The 21,905-nt window shown below is 39.0% G+C and carries 19 protein-coding genes; 9 read left to right on the forward strand and 10 right to left on the reverse strand.

Annotated elements, in window-relative coordinates; genetic code table 11:
• Nucleotides 1-3: 3 nt before the first annotated feature.
• Nucleotides 4-759, reverse strand: a complete 756-nt coding sequence (locus tag RI561_RS05290; RefSeq protein WP_395079182.1) for a YebC/PmpR family DNA-binding transcriptional regulator — start codon at nucleotides 757-759, stop codon at nucleotides 4-6.
• Between the two features lie 237 nt (nucleotides 760-996).
• Here RI561_RS05290 and bshA point away from each other — a divergent pair, with 237 nt between their 5' ends.
• A complete protein-coding gene (gene bshA / locus RI561_RS05295; protein WP_395079183.1) occupies nucleotides 997-2,157 on the forward strand; it encodes an N-acetyl-alpha-D-glucosaminyl L-malate synthase BshA in 1,161 nt (386 codons plus the stop codon).
• Between the two features lie 662 nt (nucleotides 2,158-2,819).
• On the opposite strand, the gene sucC is transcribed toward bshA, so the two are convergent.
• Nucleotides 2,820-4,025 (reverse strand): ADP-forming succinate--CoA ligase subunit beta, encoded by a 1,206-nt coding sequence (sucC, locus tag RI561_RS05300; protein ID WP_395079184.1) that lies wholly within the window; start codon nucleotides 4,023-4,025, stop codon nucleotides 2,820-2,822.
• A gap of 208 nt (nucleotides 4,026-4,233) precedes the next feature.
• Between sucC and pyrR the strand changes: the two genes are divergently transcribed.
• Genes pyrR through RI561_RS05320 form a run of 4 tightly spaced genes read left to right on the forward strand, consistent with a single transcriptional unit; the run spans nucleotide 4,234 to nucleotide 7,736 of the window.
• Nucleotides 4,234-4,785, forward strand: a complete 552-nt coding sequence (gene pyrR, locus RI561_RS05305) for a bifunctional pyr operon transcriptional regulator/uracil phosphoribosyltransferase PyrR (protein ID WP_395079185.1) — start codon at nucleotides 4,234-4,236, stop codon at nucleotides 4,783-4,785.
• Entirely contained in the window at nucleotides 4,778-5,728 is a 951-nt protein-coding gene (locus RI561_RS05310; RefSeq protein ID WP_395079186.1) for an aspartate carbamoyltransferase catalytic subunit, read from the forward strand. Before pyrR ends, RI561_RS05310 begins: the two co-directional genes overlap by 8 nt.
• A gap of 45 nt (nucleotides 5,729-5,773) precedes the next feature.
• Nucleotides 5,774-6,880 carry a glycosyltransferase family 2 protein gene (locus tag RI561_RS05315; protein WP_395079187.1) on the forward strand — a complete coding sequence of 369 codons (1,107 nt, stop codon included), beginning with the start codon at nucleotides 5,774-5,776 and terminating at the stop codon, nucleotides 6,878-6,880.
• A 25-nt stretch (nucleotides 6,881-6,905) separates the two neighbouring features.
• Nucleotides 6,906-7,736, forward strand: a complete 831-nt coding sequence (locus tag RI561_RS05320) for a sulfotransferase domain-containing protein (RefSeq protein WP_395079188.1) — start codon at nucleotides 6,906-6,908, stop codon at nucleotides 7,734-7,736.
• On the opposite strand, the gene RI561_RS05325 is transcribed toward RI561_RS05320, so the two are convergent.
• Nucleotides 7,728-8,798 carry a hypothetical protein gene (locus tag RI561_RS05325; protein WP_395079189.1) on the reverse strand — a complete coding sequence of 357 codons (1,071 nt, stop codon included), beginning with the start codon at nucleotides 8,796-8,798 and terminating at the stop codon, nucleotides 7,728-7,730. The genes RI561_RS05320 and RI561_RS05325 overlap by 9 nt on opposite strands.
• A 91-nt stretch (nucleotides 8,799-8,889) precedes the next feature.
• Entirely contained in the window at nucleotides 8,890-9,351 is a 462-nt protein-coding gene (locus RI561_RS05330; RefSeq protein WP_395079190.1) for a hypothetical protein, read from the reverse strand.
• 53 nt (nucleotides 9,352-9,404) lie between these two features.
• Between RI561_RS05330 and RI561_RS05335 the strand changes: the two genes are divergently transcribed.
• On the forward strand, nucleotides 9,405-10,517 hold the full coding sequence (locus RI561_RS05335; RefSeq protein ID WP_395079191.1) for a glycosyltransferase: 1,113 nt from the start codon (nucleotides 9,405-9,407) through the stop codon (nucleotides 10,515-10,517).
• Nucleotides 10,518-10,532: 15 nt separating this feature from the next.
• On the opposite strand, the gene RI561_RS05340 is transcribed toward RI561_RS05335, so the two are convergent.
• Nucleotides 10,533-11,060: an oligosaccharide flippase family protein gene (locus RI561_RS05340; protein ID WP_395079192.1), complete on the reverse strand. Its 528-nt coding sequence runs from the start codon at nucleotides 11,058-11,060 to the stop codon at nucleotides 10,533-10,535.
• Nucleotides 10,984-11,247, reverse strand: a complete 264-nt coding sequence (locus tag RI561_RS05345; RefSeq protein ID WP_395079213.1) for a hypothetical protein — start codon at nucleotides 11,245-11,247, stop codon at nucleotides 10,984-10,986. The genes RI561_RS05340 and RI561_RS05345 overlap by 77 nt, the downstream gene beginning before the upstream one ends.
• A 426-nt stretch (nucleotides 11,248-11,673) precedes the next feature.
• Here RI561_RS05345 and RI561_RS05350 point away from each other — a divergent pair, with 426 nt between their 5' ends.
• Nucleotides 11,674-13,182 carry a flippase gene (locus RI561_RS05350; RefSeq protein ID WP_395079193.1) on the forward strand — a complete coding sequence of 503 codons (1,509 nt, stop codon included), beginning with the start codon at nucleotides 11,674-11,676 and terminating at the stop codon, nucleotides 13,180-13,182.
• Nucleotides 13,183-13,331: 149 nt separating this feature from the next.
• On the opposite strand, the gene RI561_RS05355 is transcribed toward RI561_RS05350, so the two are convergent.
• The 4 genes from RI561_RS05355 to RI561_RS05370 form a co-directional block, all read right to left on the reverse strand.
• Entirely contained in the window at nucleotides 13,332-14,246 is a 915-nt protein-coding gene (locus RI561_RS05355) for a glycosyltransferase family 2 protein (RefSeq protein WP_395079194.1), read from the reverse strand.
• A gap of 1 nt (nucleotide 14,247) precedes the next feature.
• The gene (locus tag RI561_RS05360; protein WP_395079195.1) at nucleotides 14,248-15,321 is read right to left on the reverse strand and encodes an O-antigen ligase family protein; all 1,074 of its coding nucleotides are present in this window, start codon (nucleotides 15,319-15,321) and stop codon (nucleotides 14,248-14,250) included.
• A 319-nt stretch (nucleotides 15,322-15,640) separates the two neighbouring features.
• The gene (locus RI561_RS05365) at nucleotides 15,641-16,795 is read right to left on the reverse strand and encodes a GumC family protein (protein ID WP_395079196.1); all 1,155 of its coding nucleotides are present in this window, start codon (nucleotides 16,793-16,795) and stop codon (nucleotides 15,641-15,643) included.
• Nucleotides 16,796-16,825: 30 nt separating this feature from the next.
• A complete protein-coding gene (locus RI561_RS05370; RefSeq protein WP_395079197.1) occupies nucleotides 16,826-19,489 on the reverse strand; it encodes an EamA family transporter in 2,664 nt (887 codons plus the stop codon).
• 164 nt (nucleotides 19,490-19,653) lie between these two features.
• Here RI561_RS05370 and RI561_RS05375 point away from each other — a divergent pair, with 164 nt between their 5' ends.
• Complete coding sequence (locus tag RI561_RS05375; RefSeq protein ID WP_395079198.1) at nucleotides 19,654-20,358, forward strand: TetR/AcrR family transcriptional regulator; 705 nt, start codon at nucleotides 19,654-19,656, stop codon at nucleotides 20,356-20,358.
• Between the two features lie 55 nt (nucleotides 20,359-20,413).
• Nucleotides 20,414-21,883: a TolC family protein gene (locus RI561_RS05380; protein ID WP_395079199.1), complete on the forward strand. Its 1,470-nt coding sequence runs from the start codon at nucleotides 20,414-20,416 to the stop codon at nucleotides 21,881-21,883.
• Nucleotides 21,884-21,905 lie beyond the last annotated feature (22 nt).

Consider the following 21,905-nt stretch of genomic DNA (forward strand, 5'->3'; position numbering starts at 1 on the left):
GGTTTAAATATTTTCAGCTAATGCAATGGTTTCTTCGTCCATTAACATGTTGGTGAACACGTTGTTAACGTCATCGTTGTCTTCGAATTTTTCCATCATTTTCAGATTCGCTTCTGCGGTGCTTTCATCTACCTTGGTTTCAGTCACCGCCTCTCTGATAAGAGTCGCAGATTCAATATCATATCCGCTCTTCTCCAGACGATTTCTAACCTCAAAAAGTTCTTCACGTTCGGTAAACACCACAAACATTTCATCATCGGTATCAACATCAGTAGCACCGGCATCGATGGCAGCGAGCATAAACTCTTCATCGTCTAAATCATCAGAAGGAACCTGGATCATGCCTTTTTGTTCAAACATGTATCCAACGGAACCGGAGGTGCCCATATTACCCCCGTGCTTGGTAAAAATATGTCTGATTTCTCCAACAGTTCTGTTGTTGTTGTCGGTAGTCACTTCAATGAAGTAAGCAATACCGCCGGGGCCATATCCTTCAAAAGTAGCTTCCTCATAACTGGCACCGCCGGTATCTTCTCCGGTGCCCCGCTTAATGGCTCTTTCTATATTATCTTTAGGGACATTATCGGCTTTGGCATTATCTATTGCTAAAGAAAGTCTTGGGTTTCCATCGGGATCTCCGCCGCCTTCACGGGCAGCTACGGTAATTTCCTTAATATGTTTGGAAAAGATCTTGGACCGCTTTTTATCCTCTTTAGCTTTTTTGTGGCGTATATTCGCCCATTTCGAATGTCCTGCCATAGGAGATCATTAAAATTTATTTACAGTTTATTAGCCTTATAATATAAAAATTGATGACGTGGATAAGAAATGTTGCAACATATTTTTAAGTGCCATCAACTTATAACAATCTTACATTAACAACAGGCTAAAATATTGAAGAAACCAATCTGTTAAAGAGTGTGTTAAGTTGCTATTGAAAGTTACAGATTGTGTATTTTTGTGTATTAATTTTTTTAAAAATTTACTGTATTTGAAATGAATATTGGAATTGTTTGTTATCCTACCTTTGGCGGAAGTGGTGTTGTTGCTACAGAATTAGCAAAGACCTTAGCTAAGAACGGCCATAATATTCACATGCTCAGTTATGCGCGCCCGGCGCGTCTCGATACCCTTGAAACCGGGATTACCTACCACGAGGTTTCCATTAATTCTTACCCATTATTTGATTACCCACCTTATGCACTGGCTTTGGCATCGCAGATGGTTAACTTGATTGAGTATGAAGATCTGGATTTGTTGCACGTGCACTATGCGTTGCCGCACGCCACCAGTGCCTATTTAGCAAAACAGATTATGCGGGAGAGAGGAATCCTTGTTCCCATCATCACTACTTTACATGGTACTGATATTACCTTGGTAGGCCGGGATCCCAGCTATAAACATGTGGTCGAATTTTCCATTGATAAAAGTGATGGGGTAACTGCCGTTTCAGAATATTTAAAAAAGGAAACCTATGAGCACTTCGACATCCAACAGGATATTCGGGTAATACCAAATTTCATTGATCTCGATCGGTTCAAGAAATCAAATAAGAGTCATTTTAAGAAAGCCATTTGCCCCAATGATGAAAAGGTAGTGGTGCACGTCTCCAATTTCAGGAAGGTAAAGCGTGTACCGGAAGTGGTGACTGTTTTTTCCAAGATTGTAGAGGCTGGAATTGATGCTAAGTTATTACTAGTCGGGGATGGCCCGGATCGTCAAAAAGCAGAGCAACAATGCAGGGACATTGGCATTTGTGATAAGGTTCGCTTTCTGGGTAAACTGGAAGAAGTGGAGGAAGTATTGTCTATCGCTGATCTATTTTTAATTCCTTCCGGTTCCGAAACCTTTGGCCTTGCCGCCCTGGAGGCCATGAGTTGCAGTGTTCCTGTAATTAGTTCTAATATTGGCGGACTCCCTGAAGTAAATATTCACGGGCAGACTGGATATTTATGTGATTTAGATGATGTGGAGTGTATGGCAAATTATGGAGTCAAAATTTTAAGTGATGAGAAACTTCACAAGAAAATGGCTGATAATGCCCGAAGTCAGGCAGTGCGTTTTAATCAGGATGAAATCGTAAAGCAGTACGAAGAATTTTATGAAGAAGTGAGCAAGCGGTTGAAAGACACGTCTGAAACTTCTACTGCATCATGAGCTTTTTAAGGAAAAGGAATTGAACCCCAAATGGGAAGATCTTGCTAAGGATTGGTTTTCTCAGTTCTACCACAGAAGTTGTCACCCAGAGCGCCCGGCCTGTTATATTCGGTATGTAATAGTGAACGCGATGGATCTCAAAGATTGAATGACATCCCAAATAGGATATTGAGATCCCTCGTGTTCACTTATATATTCTTTTCGTATTTAGGGGGCACTTGGGATTGTAGATGTTAGATAATTCATTCACAAGAAGATGTTGAAAAAGAGAAGTCTCCCCTGGAGGGGAGATAAATCAGTTAGTTGTTCCTGACTGATTTTGAGGGGTGTTGGTGCCAAGAAAAATGTAGTCTGATACAGCTCACAATCAAAATTAATGGAGATAATGAGATAATAAAAGATGTGTTGCCCTTAGCCCCAACACCCACCGCCAGACTTCGCATCCGCTCAGTCCGGCACCTCCCTCCCCGACAAGCGTGTACGGGACAGGCAAGGGAGGACTTTAACGTATTATTTGAAAAAAACTAACTAGCAGTTGTCATCGAATTATCTAAAATCCACAATCCGCGTTCCATTCACATGTTTGATAGAGTTTCAAAAAAACAAAAAGCCTGCTTTGTTAAAAGCAGGCTTTTCAATTTCAATAAGAAATCAACTTCCGATTAAGCCAACACCTTAGATACTTCCTCAGCAGCTTCTTTCAACAATACAGCTGAAATAACATTCAGGTCGCTGTTATCGATGATTTCTTTGGCTTCTTTCGCATTGGTTCCCTGAAGTCGCACAATAATCGGTACATTTTTCACTTTCTCGGCAATTTCAGGATCTTTCACCGCTTCAATAACGCCATTGGCAACACGATCGCAACGAACAATCCCGCCAAAAATATTAATCAGAATAGCTTTCACATTTTGGTCTTCAAGGATAATACGGAAGCCATTTTTTACGGTCTCAACATTAGCTCCGCCACCTACATCAAGGAAGTTGGCAGGCTCGCCACCGGAAAGTTTAATGATATCCATAGTTGCCATCGCAAGTCCGGCGCCATTTACCATACAACCTACATTTCCATCCAGTTTGATGTAGTTGAGGTCGTATTTTTGAGCTTCAAGCTCCAGTGGGTTTTCTTCGGATTCGTCCTTAAGCTCAGCCAAATCTTTATGGCGATACAGGGCGTTGTCATCAAAAGTCACTTTGGCATCCAGCGCGTATACTTTGTTATCAGGCGTAGTGATCAAAGGATTGATCTCAAACATATTAGAATCGGTTTCCTCATACGCATTGTAAAGTGCATGAATAATTTTGATTCCATTTTTGAGCGCTTCTCCTTCCAGCCCAAGAGCAAAAGCTATCCGTCGTGCTTGATTTGGCTGAAGGTCCATGCCTGGTTCAACCCATTCCTTAACAATTTTCTCAGGGGTTTCTTCAGCTACTTTCTCAATCTCAACTCCACCTTCGGTAGAGGCCATGATGACATTCTTACTCACAGCACGGTCGAGTAAAATCCCGAGATAAAATTCAGATTCAATATTCACACCGTCGGTTACATACAGTCGCTGTACAAGCTGACCTTCTTCACCGGTCTGAACGGTCACAAGCACATCATCCAGGAGATTTTCTGCTGTTTCTCTGACTTCATCAATGGTTTTGCAGAGTACAACTCCTTTGGCATTATTCTTTTTAGTGCGCCCTTTGCCACGTCCACCGGCGTGAATTTGAGCTTTTACTACAAATAGGGAAGCACCGTCTTCTTTAAGCTTTTTGGCAGCTTCAACAGTTTCTTCTACGGTAGTAGTGGCAATTCCGGCTGGAACGGCTACCCCATATTTTTCAAGAATTTCTTTGGCTTGATACTCGTGTATTTTCATGGATACCTGTTTAGTATTTAAAGCTTTTTTTAGGGTGCCAATAATACCGAGATTAGGAGCTAAAAGAAAGCAATTGCAAGATTCTTTACATCCGTGCGATTCCGGCTAATTATTTTGAATTATATATTCTAAAGCAGATGATTTACCTTTGGCATTTACTACACACAAACGCTAACTTTCGCAATCAAAAGCAAAAAGGTATTACCGCTTGAAGAAAGCCAAAATCATGACCGCTGAAGACCTGAATCGCACCTACCTGCGATTGGCCCATCAATTTTTGGAGGGTTATGATGATCTGTCCCGTCCCGCTATAATTGGGATGCAGACTCGCGGTGTTCACATGGGGAAACGAATTCTCAGTGAAATTAAAAAAGAGTTTGGTGCAGAAATTGATTTTGGCGTTTTAGACGTCACCTTTTACCGGGATGATTACCGCTCAAAACTGAAAATGCCGGAAGTTCAAGTCACCGAAATACCTTTCGACCTATATGACCGAGATATCATTTTAGTGGATGATGTACTCTATACCGGCCGAACGGTACGGTCTGCAATGGATGCTTTAATGTCGTATGGGCGGCCACGCAGCATAAAATTTTGCTGTATGGTAGATCGTGGCCATCGTGAATTGCCAATATCCGCTGATTTTATGGGGATATATTTACCTACGTATGAAAATGAAGAAGTACGGGTGAAAGTGAAGGAAATAGACGATGAAGACGCCGTGTATCTCGTAGAAGTTGAGGAGGGCAAAGATGAGTAAAAAATCTACCGAATATCAGTTTAACCAAAAACACCTGCTTGGCCTTGCCGATTATTCTGCAGATGATATTCTTTTTGTGCTGGAGCAAGCCAAATATTTTCGTGAAATATTAGACCGCCCCGTACCCAAAGTTCCTACTTTGCGAGATAAAACGATCGTAAATCTTTTTTATGAAAACAGTACCCGAACCCGACTCTCTTTTGAGTTGGCTCAAAAAAGAATGGGTGCTGATGTCGTTAACTTTTCGACCGGTTCTTCGAGTACCAAGAAAGGAGAATCCCTAAAAGATACCATCCGTAATATCAGTTCCATGAAAATTGATATGGTGGTAGTTCGGCACGAAAGTCCGGGCGTACCCCACTTCCTCACACAATGTGTAGATGCAGCTATTTTAAACGCCGGTGACGGTGCTCATGAGCATCCCACGCAGGCCTTGCTCGATATGTTCACCATGCAAACCCTTCATCCCGATTTGAAAGGGAAGAAAGTTGCTATCATTGGGGATATTGCCCACAGCCGGGTGGTTCGCTCAAATATTATTGGTCTTAAGAAATTGGGAGCAGAGGTTGTGCTTTGTGGTCCAAAAACATTGATCCCGGTTTTTGTAAATGATATGGGAGCTGAAGTCTCCTATAATCTGGAAGAAACCTTGGAATGGTGTGATATAGCCATGGCCCTTCGAATTCAGCTAGAGCGACAGGATAAGGGCACTGAATTTTTCCCCTCATTGAGAGAATATCATGAACGATTTGGCATCAAGCTTTCTCATCTTGAGAAATATCCTGATTTTAAGGTGATGCACCCAGGCCCCATTAATCGCGGCGTTGAAATGGAAAGTGAAGTTGCAGATAGTGACCGTGCCGTTATTTTGGATCAGGTGACAAACGGGGTGGCTGTGAGAATGGCTATTTTATATTTATTAAGCGGGGGCAACCGAATATAATTCTTGATGCTTGAAATAGTATATTAAGCAGATAAATCATTTATTTTGTCAACAGTTAAAACAAAACAAATAACAGAAAATATTACGAAAGAATCCTCAGATATTGATCAAACTCCCGGGGTAACAGTTGGAATTCCCGTACTTAATGAAGAAGATCATATTGAGAGAGTTGTATCCGGGTTTTTGAACAGTAACTATCCCAATTTAGTGGAAGTTTTAGTTGCTGACGGGGGGAGTACAGATCGGACCAGGGAAATAGTTCAAGAACTTTCTGAAAAAGATAGTCGGGTTAAGCTGATTGACAATCCCGATAAATTCCAGTCTTTTGCATTGAATAGAATGATTGAACAGGCTGAAGGGGAAATTTTTCTGCGTGCTGACGGTCACTGTTTATACAAAGAAGACTATCTTGAAAAAAATATAGAAGTGTTTTTAGAAACCGGTGCCCGTAACGTCGGGGGAGCCCAGCGATATGTTGCTGCCAATCCTATTCAGGCCGGTACCGCCCTTGCCGTAAAAAGCTTTTTGGGAAATGGTGGAGCCAAATATATGGACGAGAACTACGAAGGCTATGCAGATACTGTTTTTCTGGGCTGTTTCTGGACTGAGGATCTCCGTGAAATTGGTGGCTTTAACACCAAAAACATCACCAACCAGGATTCGGAATTAAATCTTCGTTTGATAGAAAATTTTGGCGAAACTGTGTTTGTGAGTCCAAAGATAAAAAGCTGGTATTACCCGAGGGATTCTTATAAAAAATTATTCAAGCAGTATTTTCGCTATGGGCGTGGCCGTTTTTTAACGAAGATTCTGCATCCCAAAAGTTCCCCTATTCGAGGGCTTACTCCATTCGTCTTTATTTTTTCCTTAGTTATTTACTTGATAGCCGATCTGGTATCATCGGCTAATCTTTACTTTCCCCATGTGGCAGCCTTTTTAGTTGCTGTAGTTTTGATAGAATCATTTCGGATTTCTGTTACCAACTACAAGCAATTCAAAGAAGAAAACTGGAAGGGAGATACAAAGAGTCCGGGGGTATTATCTCTTTGGTGGCATACTGCTTTTAGCGTGGTAGTGATGCAAATAGGACACTTTAGCGGTTTTAGTTATCAGCTATTGAGAAAGATATTTTTGAGAGTAAAAGGGTGGTAGAAAAAGTGATCAACGGCGGTGTATTTTGGAAGTAACAACAAAATATCCTGATTTTATTATTATTGGAGCAATGAAATGTGGTACAACCAGCTTGTATCATTATTTAAGTCACCATCCGGATATTTTCATGCCCAAAGAGAAAGAGCTGGATTATTTCGTTGAGGAGATAAACTTTTCAAAAGGGGAGGAGTGGTATGCATCACAATTTACGCAGCAGTATAAGTTGAATGGAGAGGCGTCACCAAATTATACGAAAGCTCACTTATTCAAAGGTGTTCCCCAAAAAATACACCAACTATTGCCTGATGTTAAACTAATATATCTATTTCGGGACCCTGTTGAGAGGGTGTACTCTCATTACATACATAACTACTCAATTGGCCGGGAAACAAGACCTTTAACTAAAGCTTTAACAGCAGACAGTAACTACCTTAAAACGAGCAAATATTTTTTTCAGGTGCAAGAGTATTTGAAATACTTTGACAGGTCACAGTTGCTTATTATAAATGCAGAAGAGCTAAGAACTAATAAGGAAAAGGTGCTTCAAAAGGTTTGTGCTTTTCTTGGGGTTGAATTTGATTTTGAAGAGGGGATACTTAGCCAAGACTTGCATAAATCAAAAACCAAAACTAAAAGGTCAGCTTTTAATACTTGGGTATTAAACACTTCAGTAGGAAAGTTCCTGAAAAATACGATCCCTGAAGGGTGGAAATTATACTATAGAGAGAAGACAGAAAAACCGCTAAAAAAGCCGGTCATGAGTACAGAGTTAGAACGTAAAATTGAAAAGAATTTACGGGAAGACTACTCCAATTTTAAAAAATTTATTACCGATCAATCGACTGTATCAGAGTGAGTATAGGAGTTCTTGTTTTTGATTGACTTTAGAACTTTTATCGGGATTAGTACTCAGACGAATTTTATAGAACTTTAAGGTGTAATTGTCGGGATTTAGATTCTTAGAGTCATAAAAAATATCTGCTAAAGCTCGGTATGATTGAGGTTCCGGCGTATTGGCATTTAATAGATTTCCTAAATATCCTCTTAAACGAACCACTGAATTAAATTCATTTTTAAAGTTGGCATCTAAGAGAGGAATTGACTCTGATACCACCTCAGAGTTTTCATTTTCAGCTTGAATTAAGATGCTTGGTACGGTTGCAGATTCTATAGACGCAAAGGTGGGATAAACCCCAAAAGGCCAGCTGTCAATAAGTAAGCTTCCGGTAGCAACATTCCCAAAAATAAGAAACCCTCCAACAATGAAGTACTTTAGATAGGATTTAGGTTTGTTTAAAACCTCTACCTCAGAAAGATTAAAGTTTTTGAGTGTATTTGAAATGAATGCAAAAACTTTACTCCAATTGATAAAGATTACATAAAGTACCATGAGGCTAAAGAAGGGATTTTTCATGAAATACCATACAGATACATGAAAACCCAATGCCCCAATGACGAACAGGGGGCGAATTTTTTTATAGAAAAGCGCGAAAATAAAACCTATTTCTATAACTAAAGTCATAAAAGCAGCTGATTGATATAGAAATGGGTAATGATCGATTCTGAAGAATGGAGTCCATCCATCTAACATGAGCCATTTAGAATACAACTTAAATTTCAAGTTCTCGCTAAAAGCCCACTCAAAACCGGAAATGGAAAATTTCCAAAATCCCGGGAAAAAGTATGACAGCCCAATTAAAATCATTACGATTTTTATTGGTACTCCATAGTTACTGGATTTCACTCCATTAATTTGAGGGATATTATTTCGCCAGCTATCAATTGATAAGCAATGACCGATAGGGCTTACACTTAATATTAGTAACACATACCACAGAATATGATAGTGGTCGATTTTGCCAAAAAACTGAGGAATACCCATAATAAAAAACCCCGTTAAGGTAGCACCAATCATCATAGGTTTTGTATAAACGCCGAGTAGTGCACCAATGCAAAATACAGTAAAAGCGAGGCCGAGATAATAAACGAATTCAGGGTTAGTTATAGCCTCAATGACATATGCTGCCCCAACCTGTAGGAGCGACTATAGCATCTCGACCTAATTGAGACAGTTCATATGCGGTAGCCGGAAAATTCGAATAAAGAATTAATGACAGCACACTTATTCTCAAAACGGCTAAGTTAACCGGGGATTTTTCCTCAAGCAGGAACTTTTTAAATTTTCTTTGTTGAATTCTGAAAATATCCCAGAAAAATATGGCTGCTATTACCCCTATTAAGATGAGACGATTGATATATTGAGGAATGAGCTGTTGGTAATATTGAAGGTCGCGTGAAGTGGGATCCTTAAGCTGATGTTTGTTTAAAAGCTTATTCAGGTACTCAAAAGATTCGCCTTGGAATGCCGATTCTATCAATGGCATTAAAAAGAAAACCTGAACTATCTTAGCCAAGAAGATAATTCCGAGTATTATCAGAAAAAGAGGTAAATAAGGTCGTAAGTTTTTCATAAACTCCTTTAATTCTAAGCCTAAGTCCAAAGTTAATCAATTCATTTTCAATAATGGGGGAAAACATTATAGTAGTCCATGTTTCAACTGTACATTCTTGGCAGGACCCCAGGATTTTTGATAAAGAGTGCAAGTCTCTGTCGGCTGCAGGATATGATGTTCATCTAATTACACAGGATGGAATAAATTCAAAAGTTGACGGGGTTCAAATCCATAGCTTGAATTATGAAATCAAGAATCGCTTGAATCGTTTTTTTGGGGCTTCAAAAAAGATATTTCAACAAGCGCTTTCCTTAGATCCTCAAGTAATTCATTTTCATGACCCCGAGTTAATTCCGGCTGCTTTAAAGCTGGCCAAGAATAATAATGTCCACATTATTTATGATATCCATGAGGATAATACAACGGCTATACGTCAACGAGAATACCTGCCGGAATTTATAAAACCGCTGGTTATATGGTTGGTCAATTTTTATGAGCGTAAAGCTGCCAATAAAATTCACACTATAATTGCTGAAAGTTATTACAGCGAAAGATTTCCAAATGCAGTGCCGATTTTAAACTATCCTGATTTATCATGGATGGAAGAAAGAAAAACGGATTCCATTTATCCGGGGCTTATTTATGCAGGGAATGTTCGGGAAGACCGAGGAGCTTTGAATCATGCTCGGATACTAAGTTACACAGATGACTTTGAGGTATGGAGTATAGGACGTTGTGAGCCTGATTTATACGATCAAATGAAAAAAGAAGCTGAAGATCGATCAGACAAATTAGTTGCCAAAGGTGTAGGAGCATATGTGCCTTTTGAGGAAATTACGGAGTTATACAAGAGTAAAAATTGGCTGGCAGGACTGGCTTTATTTCCTTACAGTAAACATGTTAAGAATAAACAACTGACCAAATTTTTTGAATATATGGCCGCCGGCATACCGATCATTTATTCCGGTATGGATGCCTGGGTTGAATTATTGAAGCCGTTGGGAGTAGGAATTGCCATAGATCCCCAAAATAAAGCAGAGATAAAAGAGGCTATTCAACTTCTAAAAGATAACCCTGAGTTACATAACAGAATGGGAGAGAATGGACAAAAGGCAGTAAGAGAAAAATTTAACTGGGCAAGGGAAGAAAAGAAGTTGGTAGATTTATACAGGTCAATTAAATAAGCTCTTGGTAATTTTTTAAATTTTGGAGCTCAATGGTATTCTTTTATTAAATTTTTCACTGAAATTCTGAAAAAATACATACCCCGTAGAGACAATTATTAAAGTGATGGGCATCATTAAAACTCTGAAAGCAAGCCCGTAAAATCCCAAAAGGACAGAACCAAAAATAGGGGCAATAGCAAGTACAGGTAATTCTTTGGAAAAAGTACTCAACAGGCTGGAGGAAAGAACATACATCGGATGATCCGCATATTTTTTGAATATGGCCTTCCAGCGACTCGTTAGTTTTCCATATATAATTTCGCCTTGGTTTCTGAATAAGATTAAAACGCTTAAAATTCTGCCGGTTATGTGCCCGATGATTAAGCCAGTGTACGAAAAGCCAAGAAAAGGCAACGCGGATTGAACGGAGACCATGCTTCCGGTTTGACCAACCTTGGCGATCGAAAGAGTTTTAAAGTTTTTTTTATTTATATGCACCTGATTCCCGGTGCTGAAAAAGGCATTGGCCAGGGCTCCGATTGGTATCAGTATAATCGCCAAGGGGGGGTATATTAAAAAGAGCAGATAAGGAGTTGGCTGAAAAGTAAGAAAGTCCCAGTAAGAAGATGCTTGTTAAAAAAGTAACACGAATGGTAAATATGGTCAGGTTTTTTGATTCTGTTTTATCCTCTGACAATACAATAGCAAACTCTATCGTCAAGGTTAACAGAAGGGTACATACAACCACTCTCGAACTGAAAAATGAAAAGACTCCAATTTCTTCTGGGGTATAGAGCCTGGTTATAACCGGACTAAAGAGCAAGGCAATAGCTTGGGCAATAAGGGTTCCAGTGCCTACATGACCTACATTTTTATGAATTCAGAACCCGGCATGTTAGTGAAGAAAATCCGAAGTTTTAAAAAAATTTCTTTGAATATGATTGTACAGGCTATGAATTAATGATAGAGTTTTTACTCTGAGAGTATAATATAACTTGCGTAAAAATATGCTGTAGTTGGAAGTATTAGTATAAGTTTAATTAATAGGCATTTTGAAATTATGAATGGTAAAGAGTGATTTAATCTTTATGATATTGACAACTTAAACCCCTATTATTCTTTTTTTAATTCAAGCAACTATCCCGACTTAATAAAATTTTTAGCAGTCTGACTTTTGGAGAACTCAACAAACAAGAAAAACGAGCTGTTAAAAGGTGCTTTGCTGTTCAGGAATGTACTGTGGAGTTTGGGGGGGAAAGTTTTACCCATCGCAGTGGCCCTGTTTGCCATACCTGTTTTAATTGGTAAACTTGGAGATGCCCGTTTCGGTTTACTATCCATAATTTGGGTTATAATAGGGTTTGCTTCGTTCCTGGATTTGGGTTTGGGGCGTGCGGCGGTAAAATTTATATCAGAAAAAATAGGGCTGAATAAGGAAGAGGATATCCCTGGAATTTTTGGGGTGGCCTGGCTGATAATACTTTGTATCGGAAGCTTATTGGGCGTTATGTTATTCTTTTGTGATGAATTGCTGGTACAGCAGGTTTTTGAAATTGAGGAACATCTGCACGAACAAGCCCGGCTTTCGGTGATTTACACCGCCATAGCGCTTCCTTTTGTATTCAGTAATTCGGTGTTCAGTGCGGTGTTCAAAGCTTATCAGGAATTCAAAACACTGGCTTGGATTCAGGGTAGCAACAGTATTCTAAATTATCTGGCTCCGCTTTTAGTATTGGTGTATACCGATCAGTTTTCTGTGGTTATAGCTTCCTTAGTGTTTCTAAAAGTGGCTACGTTCGCGGTTTATTTGGGAATTTTAGTAACTGTCAGGAAAAATTTATTTCACTTTGATTTCTCTAAAATTAAGAAAAGTGTGAAACCCTTGTTGTTATTTGGTGGATGGGCCTCGGTATCCAATGTGGTTAGTCCGTTATTGGATTATTTTGATCGGTTTTTGATCGCCTCTGTTATTACTGTAGCAGCAGTTACTTATTATGCTACCCCGCTTGATATCCTTGTTAAAATAAGTGCGATTTTTGTTTCTGTAGTTACCGTTCTGTTTCCGGCCATTTCCAATGCGGTAGTGCATGACAAAAAGCGAAGCGGACAATTAATGAGGGGGGGGATGGAGGCTACTGCCTGTTTTTCCTTTCCTATTTTGTTGTTTATTGCGTTTTTCTCTTTTGAGATTTTGGAACTGTGGATTAATACAGAATTGGCTGCGGAAAGTATGATGGTTCTTCAGGTGTTTTGTGTGGGCTACTATTTGAAAAGTCTCACCTATATACCTTATGCTTTTCTACATGGATTTAATAAGCCGGATATAGCTGCCAAAATCCATTTGTTCGAGTTGGCGGTTTATGCAATCATTTTATACCTGTTGGCGAGTGCCTATGGCATTTTAGGGGCGGCTATTGCTCATTCTGCCCGTCTCTTTATGGACTATTTATTGATGAGTATTTATGCCGACCGACAATTTTCGGGGAACAAGAACTTTCAAAAATTCTATGGTATGGCCTTTCTCTCTGCCGGGGCTATTACATTGAGCTTTCTGGTAGAAAGTTTTGAAATAAGACTGATGTTGTTTCCAGTCATTGTAGTTATTTTTGCATTGGTGATGTGGAAGTATCAGCTTTCGGGAGAAGTGAAGGGTTTTTTCAAAAGCCCAACTATATTTCGTTAGCCCGGATTAATCATTTTCGGTTTTTTGTAACATTTCTTATCATTCATGTAATCCCTTCATAAAGATAAATACGAAGCAATAGTAAATGAGGAATATTACTATAGGGACTGCGTAATTATCCTTTGGTAAGGTTTGAGCCGGGTTTGTACTTATTTATACGTTAATAAATACCATTTAAAAAGCGTACCAAATTGTTTAAATTTTTTCTTTTTCAGGGTAATCAAAGCGGTAATAAATCGCCAAAAATATCCAAAGCTGCCACAAAGACGATTTAGAAAAATCAGGTTTGGGTAATATTTTTTTATAAAGATTTTTTTTGAACGATGCTTCTGAACTTCCATTTTAAGAAAAGATTTTGAGGTGGAAGTCCCGCCAATATGCTTTACTTTGGCTTTTTGATAATAAAAAACGGAATAGCCAGCTTTTCGAACCTTAAGACATAAATCCCTTTCCTCCGAATACATAAAAAACTCTTCTCCCATCCCTTTTACGTCGCTATACAATTGCGATGACAAAAACAGTGCGCTGCCTTGTACTACATCTACAGCCCCGGATTGTTTTGGTAAGTAAAACTTATGACGGTTTGGCGGATAAAATAAGAGGGCTCCAAAAGGAATTGCCAGGCTGATAAGTGAACTGATTTTAATATCCCCGATGACACTTGGATAAGGTTCCAGGTTTTGGTTATACATACAGGGTGCAATCAGTCCTATGGGAGGTGCGCTTTCCATTTTTTTATAAAATAACCCCAAAACATCATTTAATAACAAGGTATCGGGGTTAAGGATAAACAAGTATTCACCGCGGGCAATATTGGCTCCGATATTGTTAGCCTTGGCAAAGCCAGCGTTTTCTCCGGTTGAAAAGTAAGTTATATCCTTGTGTATACTTTTTATGATATCAATATCTTGTTCTTGCTCCTCAGAATTTGAAACGATGATAACCTCAAAAGAGAGAGAAGAGGTGGTTTGTTCCAAGATGGATTTAATACAGTCGTTCACATCATCCAGTGAATGGTAGTTGACAATTATTACCGAGACATCAAAATGTGGAGTGGTTGCCATGCTATGCTTTGATATGGGATGGTGCTATTCGATTCGAGTAGTAAGTTACAAAAACAGCCATCAATGAAATGACCAGCAGGCAGTCAAAATGATAAAATTGTGGACTGGTATTATTTACAAAAAGTATTCCGATTAACACAGAAAAAACAGTAAGTGCAATGGCTTTTATTTCTGGAGCGGTGTGATATTTATAAATCTGGTAACTTTTTATTAGGATTGAGACTGAAAGGGTTATAAACGCTATAAGTCCCAATATCCCCATTTTATACCAAACCAGAAGATAGCCATTGTGTATAAAATATCGCTGTTCAACAAAATTAAGGAAAAGCAATTCTCTGCGATAGGTCGTTCCCATTCCATAGCCCGCAATGGGGTTGGCAACAATTTTTTCCCAAACTGCTACGGTTTCCAGCCAGCGTTCTTTTAAAGAGATATCTAACTCTCCGGTTCCCAGGGTTTCAAACCGTTTAGCCAAACCTTCCAGAGCCAGGGCCAATTCATCACTGAAAAAGAACACTATAACAACTCCTAAAATCAGCATTATGCTACCGAGATAAGTTAAAAGCTTCTTTTTTAGAGATCTGTCGCTGATTATAAACACGGCTGTTAATGCAAAAGAAAAAGCCAGCCAATACCCCCTGCTTTGAGTGATAATCAAATCAACAAATAAAAGAAGAAAGAGCAAAATAAAGAACAGTTGCTTCTTGAAGGCCTGTGCCATAATAGCCTTCACAAAAAAGAAAATACTGCCGGTCAGGAGTATAACTTCGTTTGCGGCTACCCGAGCACGTTCCTGCTGCCAGGGCATAAAAGCCTCCAGTAAAATTTCCCGGTAATAAATAAGATTTCGGATGGCTACAAACAGAATAATAACGATAAAGGTATAGTAAAGTGCTTTTTTACCGGTTTCATGATTAGCCAGTTTCCTAAAGGCGAAGTAAAAAACAAACGGAATAAAGTTAATGGCATCGGCAAAAATATTAAACAGACTGGCCTGATGAAGAAATCCTAAAATAATTCCATAACCGGTCAGTATTAGAATACCAAAGGCAACCTGATCCAAAATACTTTGCAAAGGCAACTTTAGCTGACAAATCCAAGGGATAAAATAAAAGATGAAGAAGATGCCGAATGTGGAAAAGAAAACGAGATCCTGAATTGCAAAGCCTTCAGGAGAATCTAAGTAAAGAGGGGAAAGAGCAATTAATAAATAAGGAATTATGAGTGGGTGTCGGATAAAAAGCCAAGCTATAAAAAAAGCCAAGGGTACAAGAGCAATGACAAAGGGAGGATAATCTTGGAACAGATATACAGACCCGATAATTATCAGGTTGAGGAAAAAGAATACAATCAGCTCTTTTGCTGAAAAATATTTGATCTGAGCACCTATCACGTTAATCCTGATTGGTGATTCTGTGTATCAGGTCGTTGTTTTTTCGAAAACTCAAAACGGCCACATAATACAAGAAACACAAAATCAAAGCAGATATAGCCGCCATTAAGACGATAAGCATTCTTTTGGGTTTGTCTTTTAAAACCGGGACCACCGGTTCATCTACAACACTAACAATTGGCAGTGCTTTGGCCTCTTCCATTTTGGCTTGCTCATATACCGGAACCAAGAATTTTTGAATTTCTTTTTGAATTTCAACCTCCTGCATTAGCCACATATAACGATTTGAAATTTCAGGAAGGGCTGTAAAATTAAGTTCAATATTGTCTGGAAGAGTATCACTATATACTTCTTCAAGCTTTTTACTAATGGTTTGATATTGATTAAGGGCGTTTTGATAGGCGGTACTTGAAGTGTTGACCGTTTCTTCCAACAAGTTTAGTTCAATTTCGGCACGGTATTTGGCAGTGCTAAGACTAGCTATTACTGAGAAGTATTGTTCTACTTGAGTTGGAAGCTCCAAAACACCATATTTTTGCTGGAAACTTTTTAATTCAGTAGATAAACTATCAAACTCGGTAATGGATTTCTGATATCGGGTTTCTATAAAGTCACGATATTTAGAGGCCTCACGGGTAGCTATAGTGGTACTCCGTGTATTTAGTTTTTCAATTAAAAAATCAGCGATCATTTTTGCTGTATCGGGATCAGTATCCCAGACATCAATAATAAAGTTACCCTCTTCTTTAGACTCAAAGTTTAAATGATCTTCTAATGTAAGAATGGCTGCTCTTAGAGGATCTTCAGCTTCCGAGGTTTCATACCGTTCTATTAAATTAAATTTTTCTACTACTTCCTTTTTTACGGTATAGCTTTCCAATATGATATAGAAGCGATTGGCTTCATCCGATTGACCGCCAAGAAATGAACTGGCAATCCCCTGTAGCCCCCCTTCTTCAGCAAAAAGATCAAACCCAATTCCCCTGGAAGGATTGGGTAGTAGATTTGCGGTTGATTTATATTTATTGTTTAAGAATAAAGAAAATATTGCCACAATAACTGAAACTGCAAAGACCAGTACAACAATTTTTATTTTGTTTTTGTAAAGTTCCCGGGCAATTTCAATCCATTCAGGAGAAGAGTAGTTAGAGTTCATCAAGGGGATATCTGTTATATTTTCTATTAGTTAGTTTCTAATATTTTGGATGGCCACATAAGTGGTGATAATTCCGGTAATAGTAGAAATACCAGTCAGTATAAGTTGGATTCGTGTATTCTTTATTTGTTCTCGCTGCACCTCATAAGTTCGTTGGGCTGTCAATTCATCATAAGGGATACGGTTTACGAAAATCCGATCACCGGAACTTAAAGAGGTTTCGTGAGGTTTATACCAAGACCCTGTCCCTGCTTTCATAACAAATACTTGACTTTTGTTTGCCGATAAGGCAAAACCTCCAGCCTTTTCAATATAGTCATCTACGGATAATTCAGTACCCGAATAATGGTAATAACCGGGGTTGTTGACCTGGCCAAATACAAAAACGGTTTGCTCATCTCTGGGTACAAAAAGTTGGTCCCCGTTGAATATTTTAACTCTTTTTAGTTGTTCTTCATCGGTCAGGTCTATGTAAACCTTATTCCTACTTAATCTGGTTTCCAAGTTTAAATACTCGAAGCCCTGTTGTAGCTGGTCAGAAGTTCTTTTTAAAACATCAGTATTAAATTTATTTGGGGCTTCGTTTTGGAGATAACCGCTGCGTTCAAGGTAAGCAGCCGCAGGCAGAGCATCTTTAGTCATATTTCCGGCTAAATCTATAAGGTCCAAAGCTGTTGTTTCTCCTGGATGTATGGGGAACCGACCTTGAATTCCTACTTCCCCGGTGACCCACGCTGAAGCATTTTTCACCTCCTCCTGATTTTCAGGAACTACAAGTCGGTCATTTGGCAACAGTTCAAAGCTATCCCAATCATTTTTTGAAAGTTCTATATGTTCAGTTTCATTGTTATTATTTCTGTAAATGTATATCACAGAAGAGTCTGCATTAGCACGGAGTCCTCCAACCAATTGTACTAATAAAGCAGGAGTATCGGTTGGGGAATAATTAAAATCATTAGATGTTTTAACAGCTCCGGAAATACTAACTCTTGGGCTTTCAATACTTATTCTTTCAATATTAATTTTGTCTCCATCTCTTACAATGGGGTTTTCTTCGGTTATACCTGCTTTATAATATGCTACAAGATCGGCTGTTTCTTTATGTCCATCCAAGTGGGTTATTTCTACATTTCTAAAGTTATAAGCATCATTATTTAATATTTCACTGCTTTTCTTTTCTATAGGTTGCCCTGTTTCTTCATCAATCTCAAGATTTTGAAATGCACTGTAAATTGCTTCATCCAAACGAGTAAAAGGTTTTAAAGTATATTTTCCGGGATATGGAATTTCACCCGAAACATGCACGGTTGGAGCTCTTGGATATTCCAGACTAATGGTTACCGAAGGGTCTTTAAGTACTTCACTAACCGTTTTCTGAACAGCTATTTCAGCTTCTGGAATAGTTTTCCCTTTTACTTTAACAGTGCCTAAAGAAGGAATAATAATATCACCGTTTGGGTTTATAAATAACCCCCGCAAAACAATATTTTGACTCCCTTTTATAGTTACAGTAATTAAATCGTTTGAGCCTAAAATATAGTTGCTTAGATCGGTAGATTCGTCAATGGGAACTAACTCTCCGGCCATTAATGCTCCAATTGCATCCTGATAATAATAACCTTGTAGTATATTGTTGAACTGAAGATTGAATGTTGGAGTCTGTTCTTGTTGATTATTTTCCTGCTGTGCAAATAATTCAGTTGAAACTCCCATAATTAAAACAATTAAAAGAAAAAGAAAGGGAGCAGGTTTCAAGAAGTTCATTATATATTTTTTTAAATTTTTTTTGCTTTTTTTGCGAGCTAAAATAATACCGGCAATTACAAATATAGCTCCAATATATTGAAGAATTGCGAGTTCTTCACCCAATAAAATCAATCCAAAAACTAAACCCAAAACCGGAACCAGATTTTGATATGCAGCCGTCCTGACAGCCCCAATTATCTTTACACCATTGTTCCACATGATGTAGGCTAAACCGATGGATAAGGCTCCACTATAAAGAATTCCACCATACGCCACTAACGAAATTCCCGACCAGTTTAGTTGAATCAGGAAAGGAAGTCCAATCAAAGACAAGGTTACCAGTCCCACAATAGACATAAATGCAGAGTATTGAAGCGGACTGTAGAAGGGCAGAAATTGTCTGGACAAAATGGTATACGTAGCCCAGCATAGTGCGGCGGCAAGGGTGATCAGGTTGCCCAAAAAAGTTTCTGATTTAAAGGAGAGCTCGTCGCTGCTCCCCAAAATGATCAGAGCAACTCCAAGGAAAGCCAAAATTACGCCTATAGATTTATATAGCGTGAGTTTTTCGCTGGTAAAAAAATGGGATAACAGCGCAACCCAAATGGGGATGGTTCCCAGCATCACGGCCGCATTGGCCGCATAGGTATAGTTGATTCCGATGATGAAAAACAGTTGATAAAATAAATTTCCGATGATACCGATACCAACCAATTTCCAGAAATGATCTTTCTTGACCATGAGGGAATATCCACGCTTTCGGGTGAAGTAGCATAAGATGGAGGTGGCAAAAACAAACCTCAGGGCATTAAAGCTGTATGGATCCATCTCCTGCAGTGAGACTTTTACAATGCTGAAATTTAAGGCCCAAATAACAGCTACAAGAATTAGGCTAAGATCAATTAAATAGGTTCGGTTCAATTCACGCTCATTTTTTATGAAGCTCAAAGGTAAGAGGATTGATACATAAACCGAAACAACTTTAGAGCATTAGCGCATCGCTTTTAAACCGACAAAATACTTCGTTGCAAAAAAAATGAGAAAAGATGGGAACTAAATGTAAATGTTCTTAGTTTTTGACCTGTATTCAAAAAATGACTTAAAGTCAATATATGGGAACATCCGAACGCAAAGAACGAGAAAAAGAGCGTAAGAAAGAACTTATTTTAGAGTCGGCCGAGCAGCTGATTCTGGAGAAAGGACTGGATCATCTGAATATGGATGAAGTTGCGGAGCGAGCTGAGGTAAGCAAGGGTTCTTTGTACCATTACTTCAAAAATAAAACCGATCTGGTACTTGGTATTTGCAATAAGGCAACCGGGATGTTATCCCAAGAAATTGCAAAAGTTATAACCCGGGATCTGTCGGGCATTGAAATGGTGTACACCATAGGCGCAACATTTTTAAATTTCGTGCGCGATCACCCCGAGTTTTTCCGCTCAATGCGTTTCTTTGATAATCTAAAGGAGACATCTCAGCTTGATGACAGTGAGTACATATCTTCCTGTCAAAGCAATATGGAGACCTCATTTACCACTATGGTACGGGCTATTCAAATTGGCATGCAAGATGGTTCCATAAATAGTTCTTACGATCCAAAAGAATTAGCAGTCTTGCTTTGGAGTACGTCACAGGGATTGGTGAATATGGCTTACCTCCATCAAAATACCCCACATTTTCAGTTGTTGGAGAAAAATCAAATTGAAGTGACCGGTATGTTTGAAAGTTATATGAAACTGATTGGTCAGGGGATTGCAACTGAAGATGGAGAAATAACAGATGACTTGAAGTCAATTTTTGAAACAGAAAAGGATTGAATACGTATCGATCGCCGAAATTTTATAAAACATAGTAGTTATAGCTTATTAAACAATGATGACCCGTCTTTTTACCCGCACAGCATTATTAGGTATCAGTTTTATTTTTCTAATCTCCGGAGCCGGATTTGCACAGGTTGAACGAGATTCTTTATTAGATAACAGTGAACTCACCCTGGAAGAAGCCATTAAGCTGGCAGTGATAAATAATCCTGAAGTAAACCGTGCCATATTATCCGTTAAAGATGCCGATGAGATGGTGGATATCGCCTACAGCGAAGTGTATCCAAATATATCGTCCTCGGTAAATTATACACGGAACTTTGAGGTGCCTGTTCAATTTGTGCCGGGGGAATTTTTTGGAGGGGACCCTGGAACTTTTATTCCCGTTGAGTTTGGCACCGACAATAACTGGCAGGGAGGAATTTCGGTTCAGCAAAATATCTTCCGAGGAGAAGTTTTCGTTGGCCTGTCGACATCGGTAATTTTTAAAACGGTTCAAGAAGAAAACTTAAGGGCGGTAACACAGCAGGTTATAACGCAAACACGAAGTGCTTATTACGGCGTGTTAGTGGCTAAAGAGCAAGTTCGTTTGCAAGAGGCTCAAATCAACCGATTGGAGCAGAATTTAGAAGAAAACAGGTCGCGACAAAGAGCCGGTTTGGTAGATGATTATGCCGTTACGCAACTGGAAGTGCAGCTCAGTAATCAGCGTCCACAATTAATTGAAGCTGAGTATGCGCTAAAAGAAGCATATCGAAATTTGAAAGTAGCGCTTGGCATTCCGCTGGAAGTGGATTTTGAAGTAGTAGGAGATCTAAATTCATTTGACATCGTAGATCAGAATTTTACGGCAGAGCAAAACAGGGCTATAAAAAAAGTGGATCAAATGAATCCGTTTGCCTTCGAAAAAAGTACCGAAGAGCAGTCCGATTTTATTGAAGCTCGCGGTGACGTAAGAATATTGCAGGCTCGCTTAAATTTAAATGAAAAAGAAATTCAGGCGGTAAAAAGCCGATTCTTGCCAACGATAACGGCCTCTTACAATTTACAATGGAGTGCAGCAGAATCAGGAACACCAAATTTCTTTGAAAATAGTTCTCGTTTCCAGACGATGGGCGTAAATGTGAACCTTCCAATTTTTGAAGGGTTTAAAAGAATAGCTGATGTACAGAGAGCACAAATAGCTCGTAAAGATATCGAAGTACAACAAAGGGCTGCTCGATTAAATGCAGAAAATGAAATTGAATCTGCTGCCGAGACATTAAATAAAGCTTTTGAAACAGCAGAAGCCCGAAAACAGGCTTTAGCTCAGGCGCAAGAAGGATATGAGCGAGCCCTAAAGAGATTGGAAAACGGGATTGGTTCACAGATAGAAGTGACCGATGCCGAAGTACAAGTACGGCAGGCGGAAGTCAATTATGCCATGATGGTATTTGAATATCTAAGTGCTAAAGCGCAATATGATTTAGCTACCGGGCAAGTTCCCTATGTGGATACCCTGCCTGAAGTCAGTGAATATTAATAAATACGAAAAGCTCAAATTT

It is taken from the genome of Gracilimonas sp. (assembly GCF_031581265.1).
GTDB lineage: Bacteria > Bacteroidota > Rhodothermia > Balneolales > Balneolaceae > Gracilimonas.

Excerpts from the sequence above, each read along its gene's own strand:
- RI561_RS05330 (WP_395079190.1), bottom strand. The coding sequence starts at position 9,351 with ATGAAAAACTTACGACCTTATTTACCTCTTTTTCTGATAATACTCGGA.
- RI561_RS05375 (WP_395079198.1), top strand. The coding sequence starts at position 19,654 with ATGGGAACATCCGAACGCAAAGAACGAGAAAAAGAGCGTAAGAAAGAA.
- RI561_RS05380 (WP_395079199.1), top strand. The coding sequence starts at position 20,414 with ATGATGACCCGTCTTTTTACCCGCACAGCATTATTAGGTATCAGTTTT.
- RI561_RS05310 (WP_395079186.1), top strand. The coding sequence starts at position 4,778 with ATGAGTAAAAAATCTACCGAATATCAGTTTAACCAAAAACACCTGCTT.
- sucC (WP_395079184.1), bottom strand. The coding sequence starts at position 4,025 with ATGAAAATACACGAGTATCAAGCCAAAGAAATTCTTGAAAAATATGGG.
- RI561_RS05355 (WP_395079194.1), bottom strand. The coding sequence starts at position 14,246 with ATGGCAACCACTCCACATTTTGATGTCTCGGTAATAATTGTCAACTAC.
- RI561_RS05365 (WP_395079196.1), bottom strand. The coding sequence starts at position 16,795 with ATGAACTCTAACTACTCTTCTCCTGAATGGATTGAAATTGCCCGGGAA.
- RI561_RS05325 (WP_395079189.1), bottom strand. The coding sequence starts at position 8,798 with ATGATGATTGGTGCTACCTTAACGGGGTTTTTTATTATGGGTATTCCT.
- bshA (WP_395079183.1), top strand. The coding sequence starts at position 997 with ATGAATATTGGAATTGTTTGTTATCCTACCTTTGGCGGAAGTGGTGTT.
- RI561_RS05335 (WP_395079191.1), top strand. The coding sequence starts at position 9,405 with ATGGGGGAAAACATTATAGTAGTCCATGTTTCAACTGTACATTCTTGG.
- RI561_RS05290 (WP_395079182.1), bottom strand. The coding sequence starts at position 759 with ATGGCAGGACATTCGAAATGGGCGAATATACGCCACAAAAAAGCTAAA.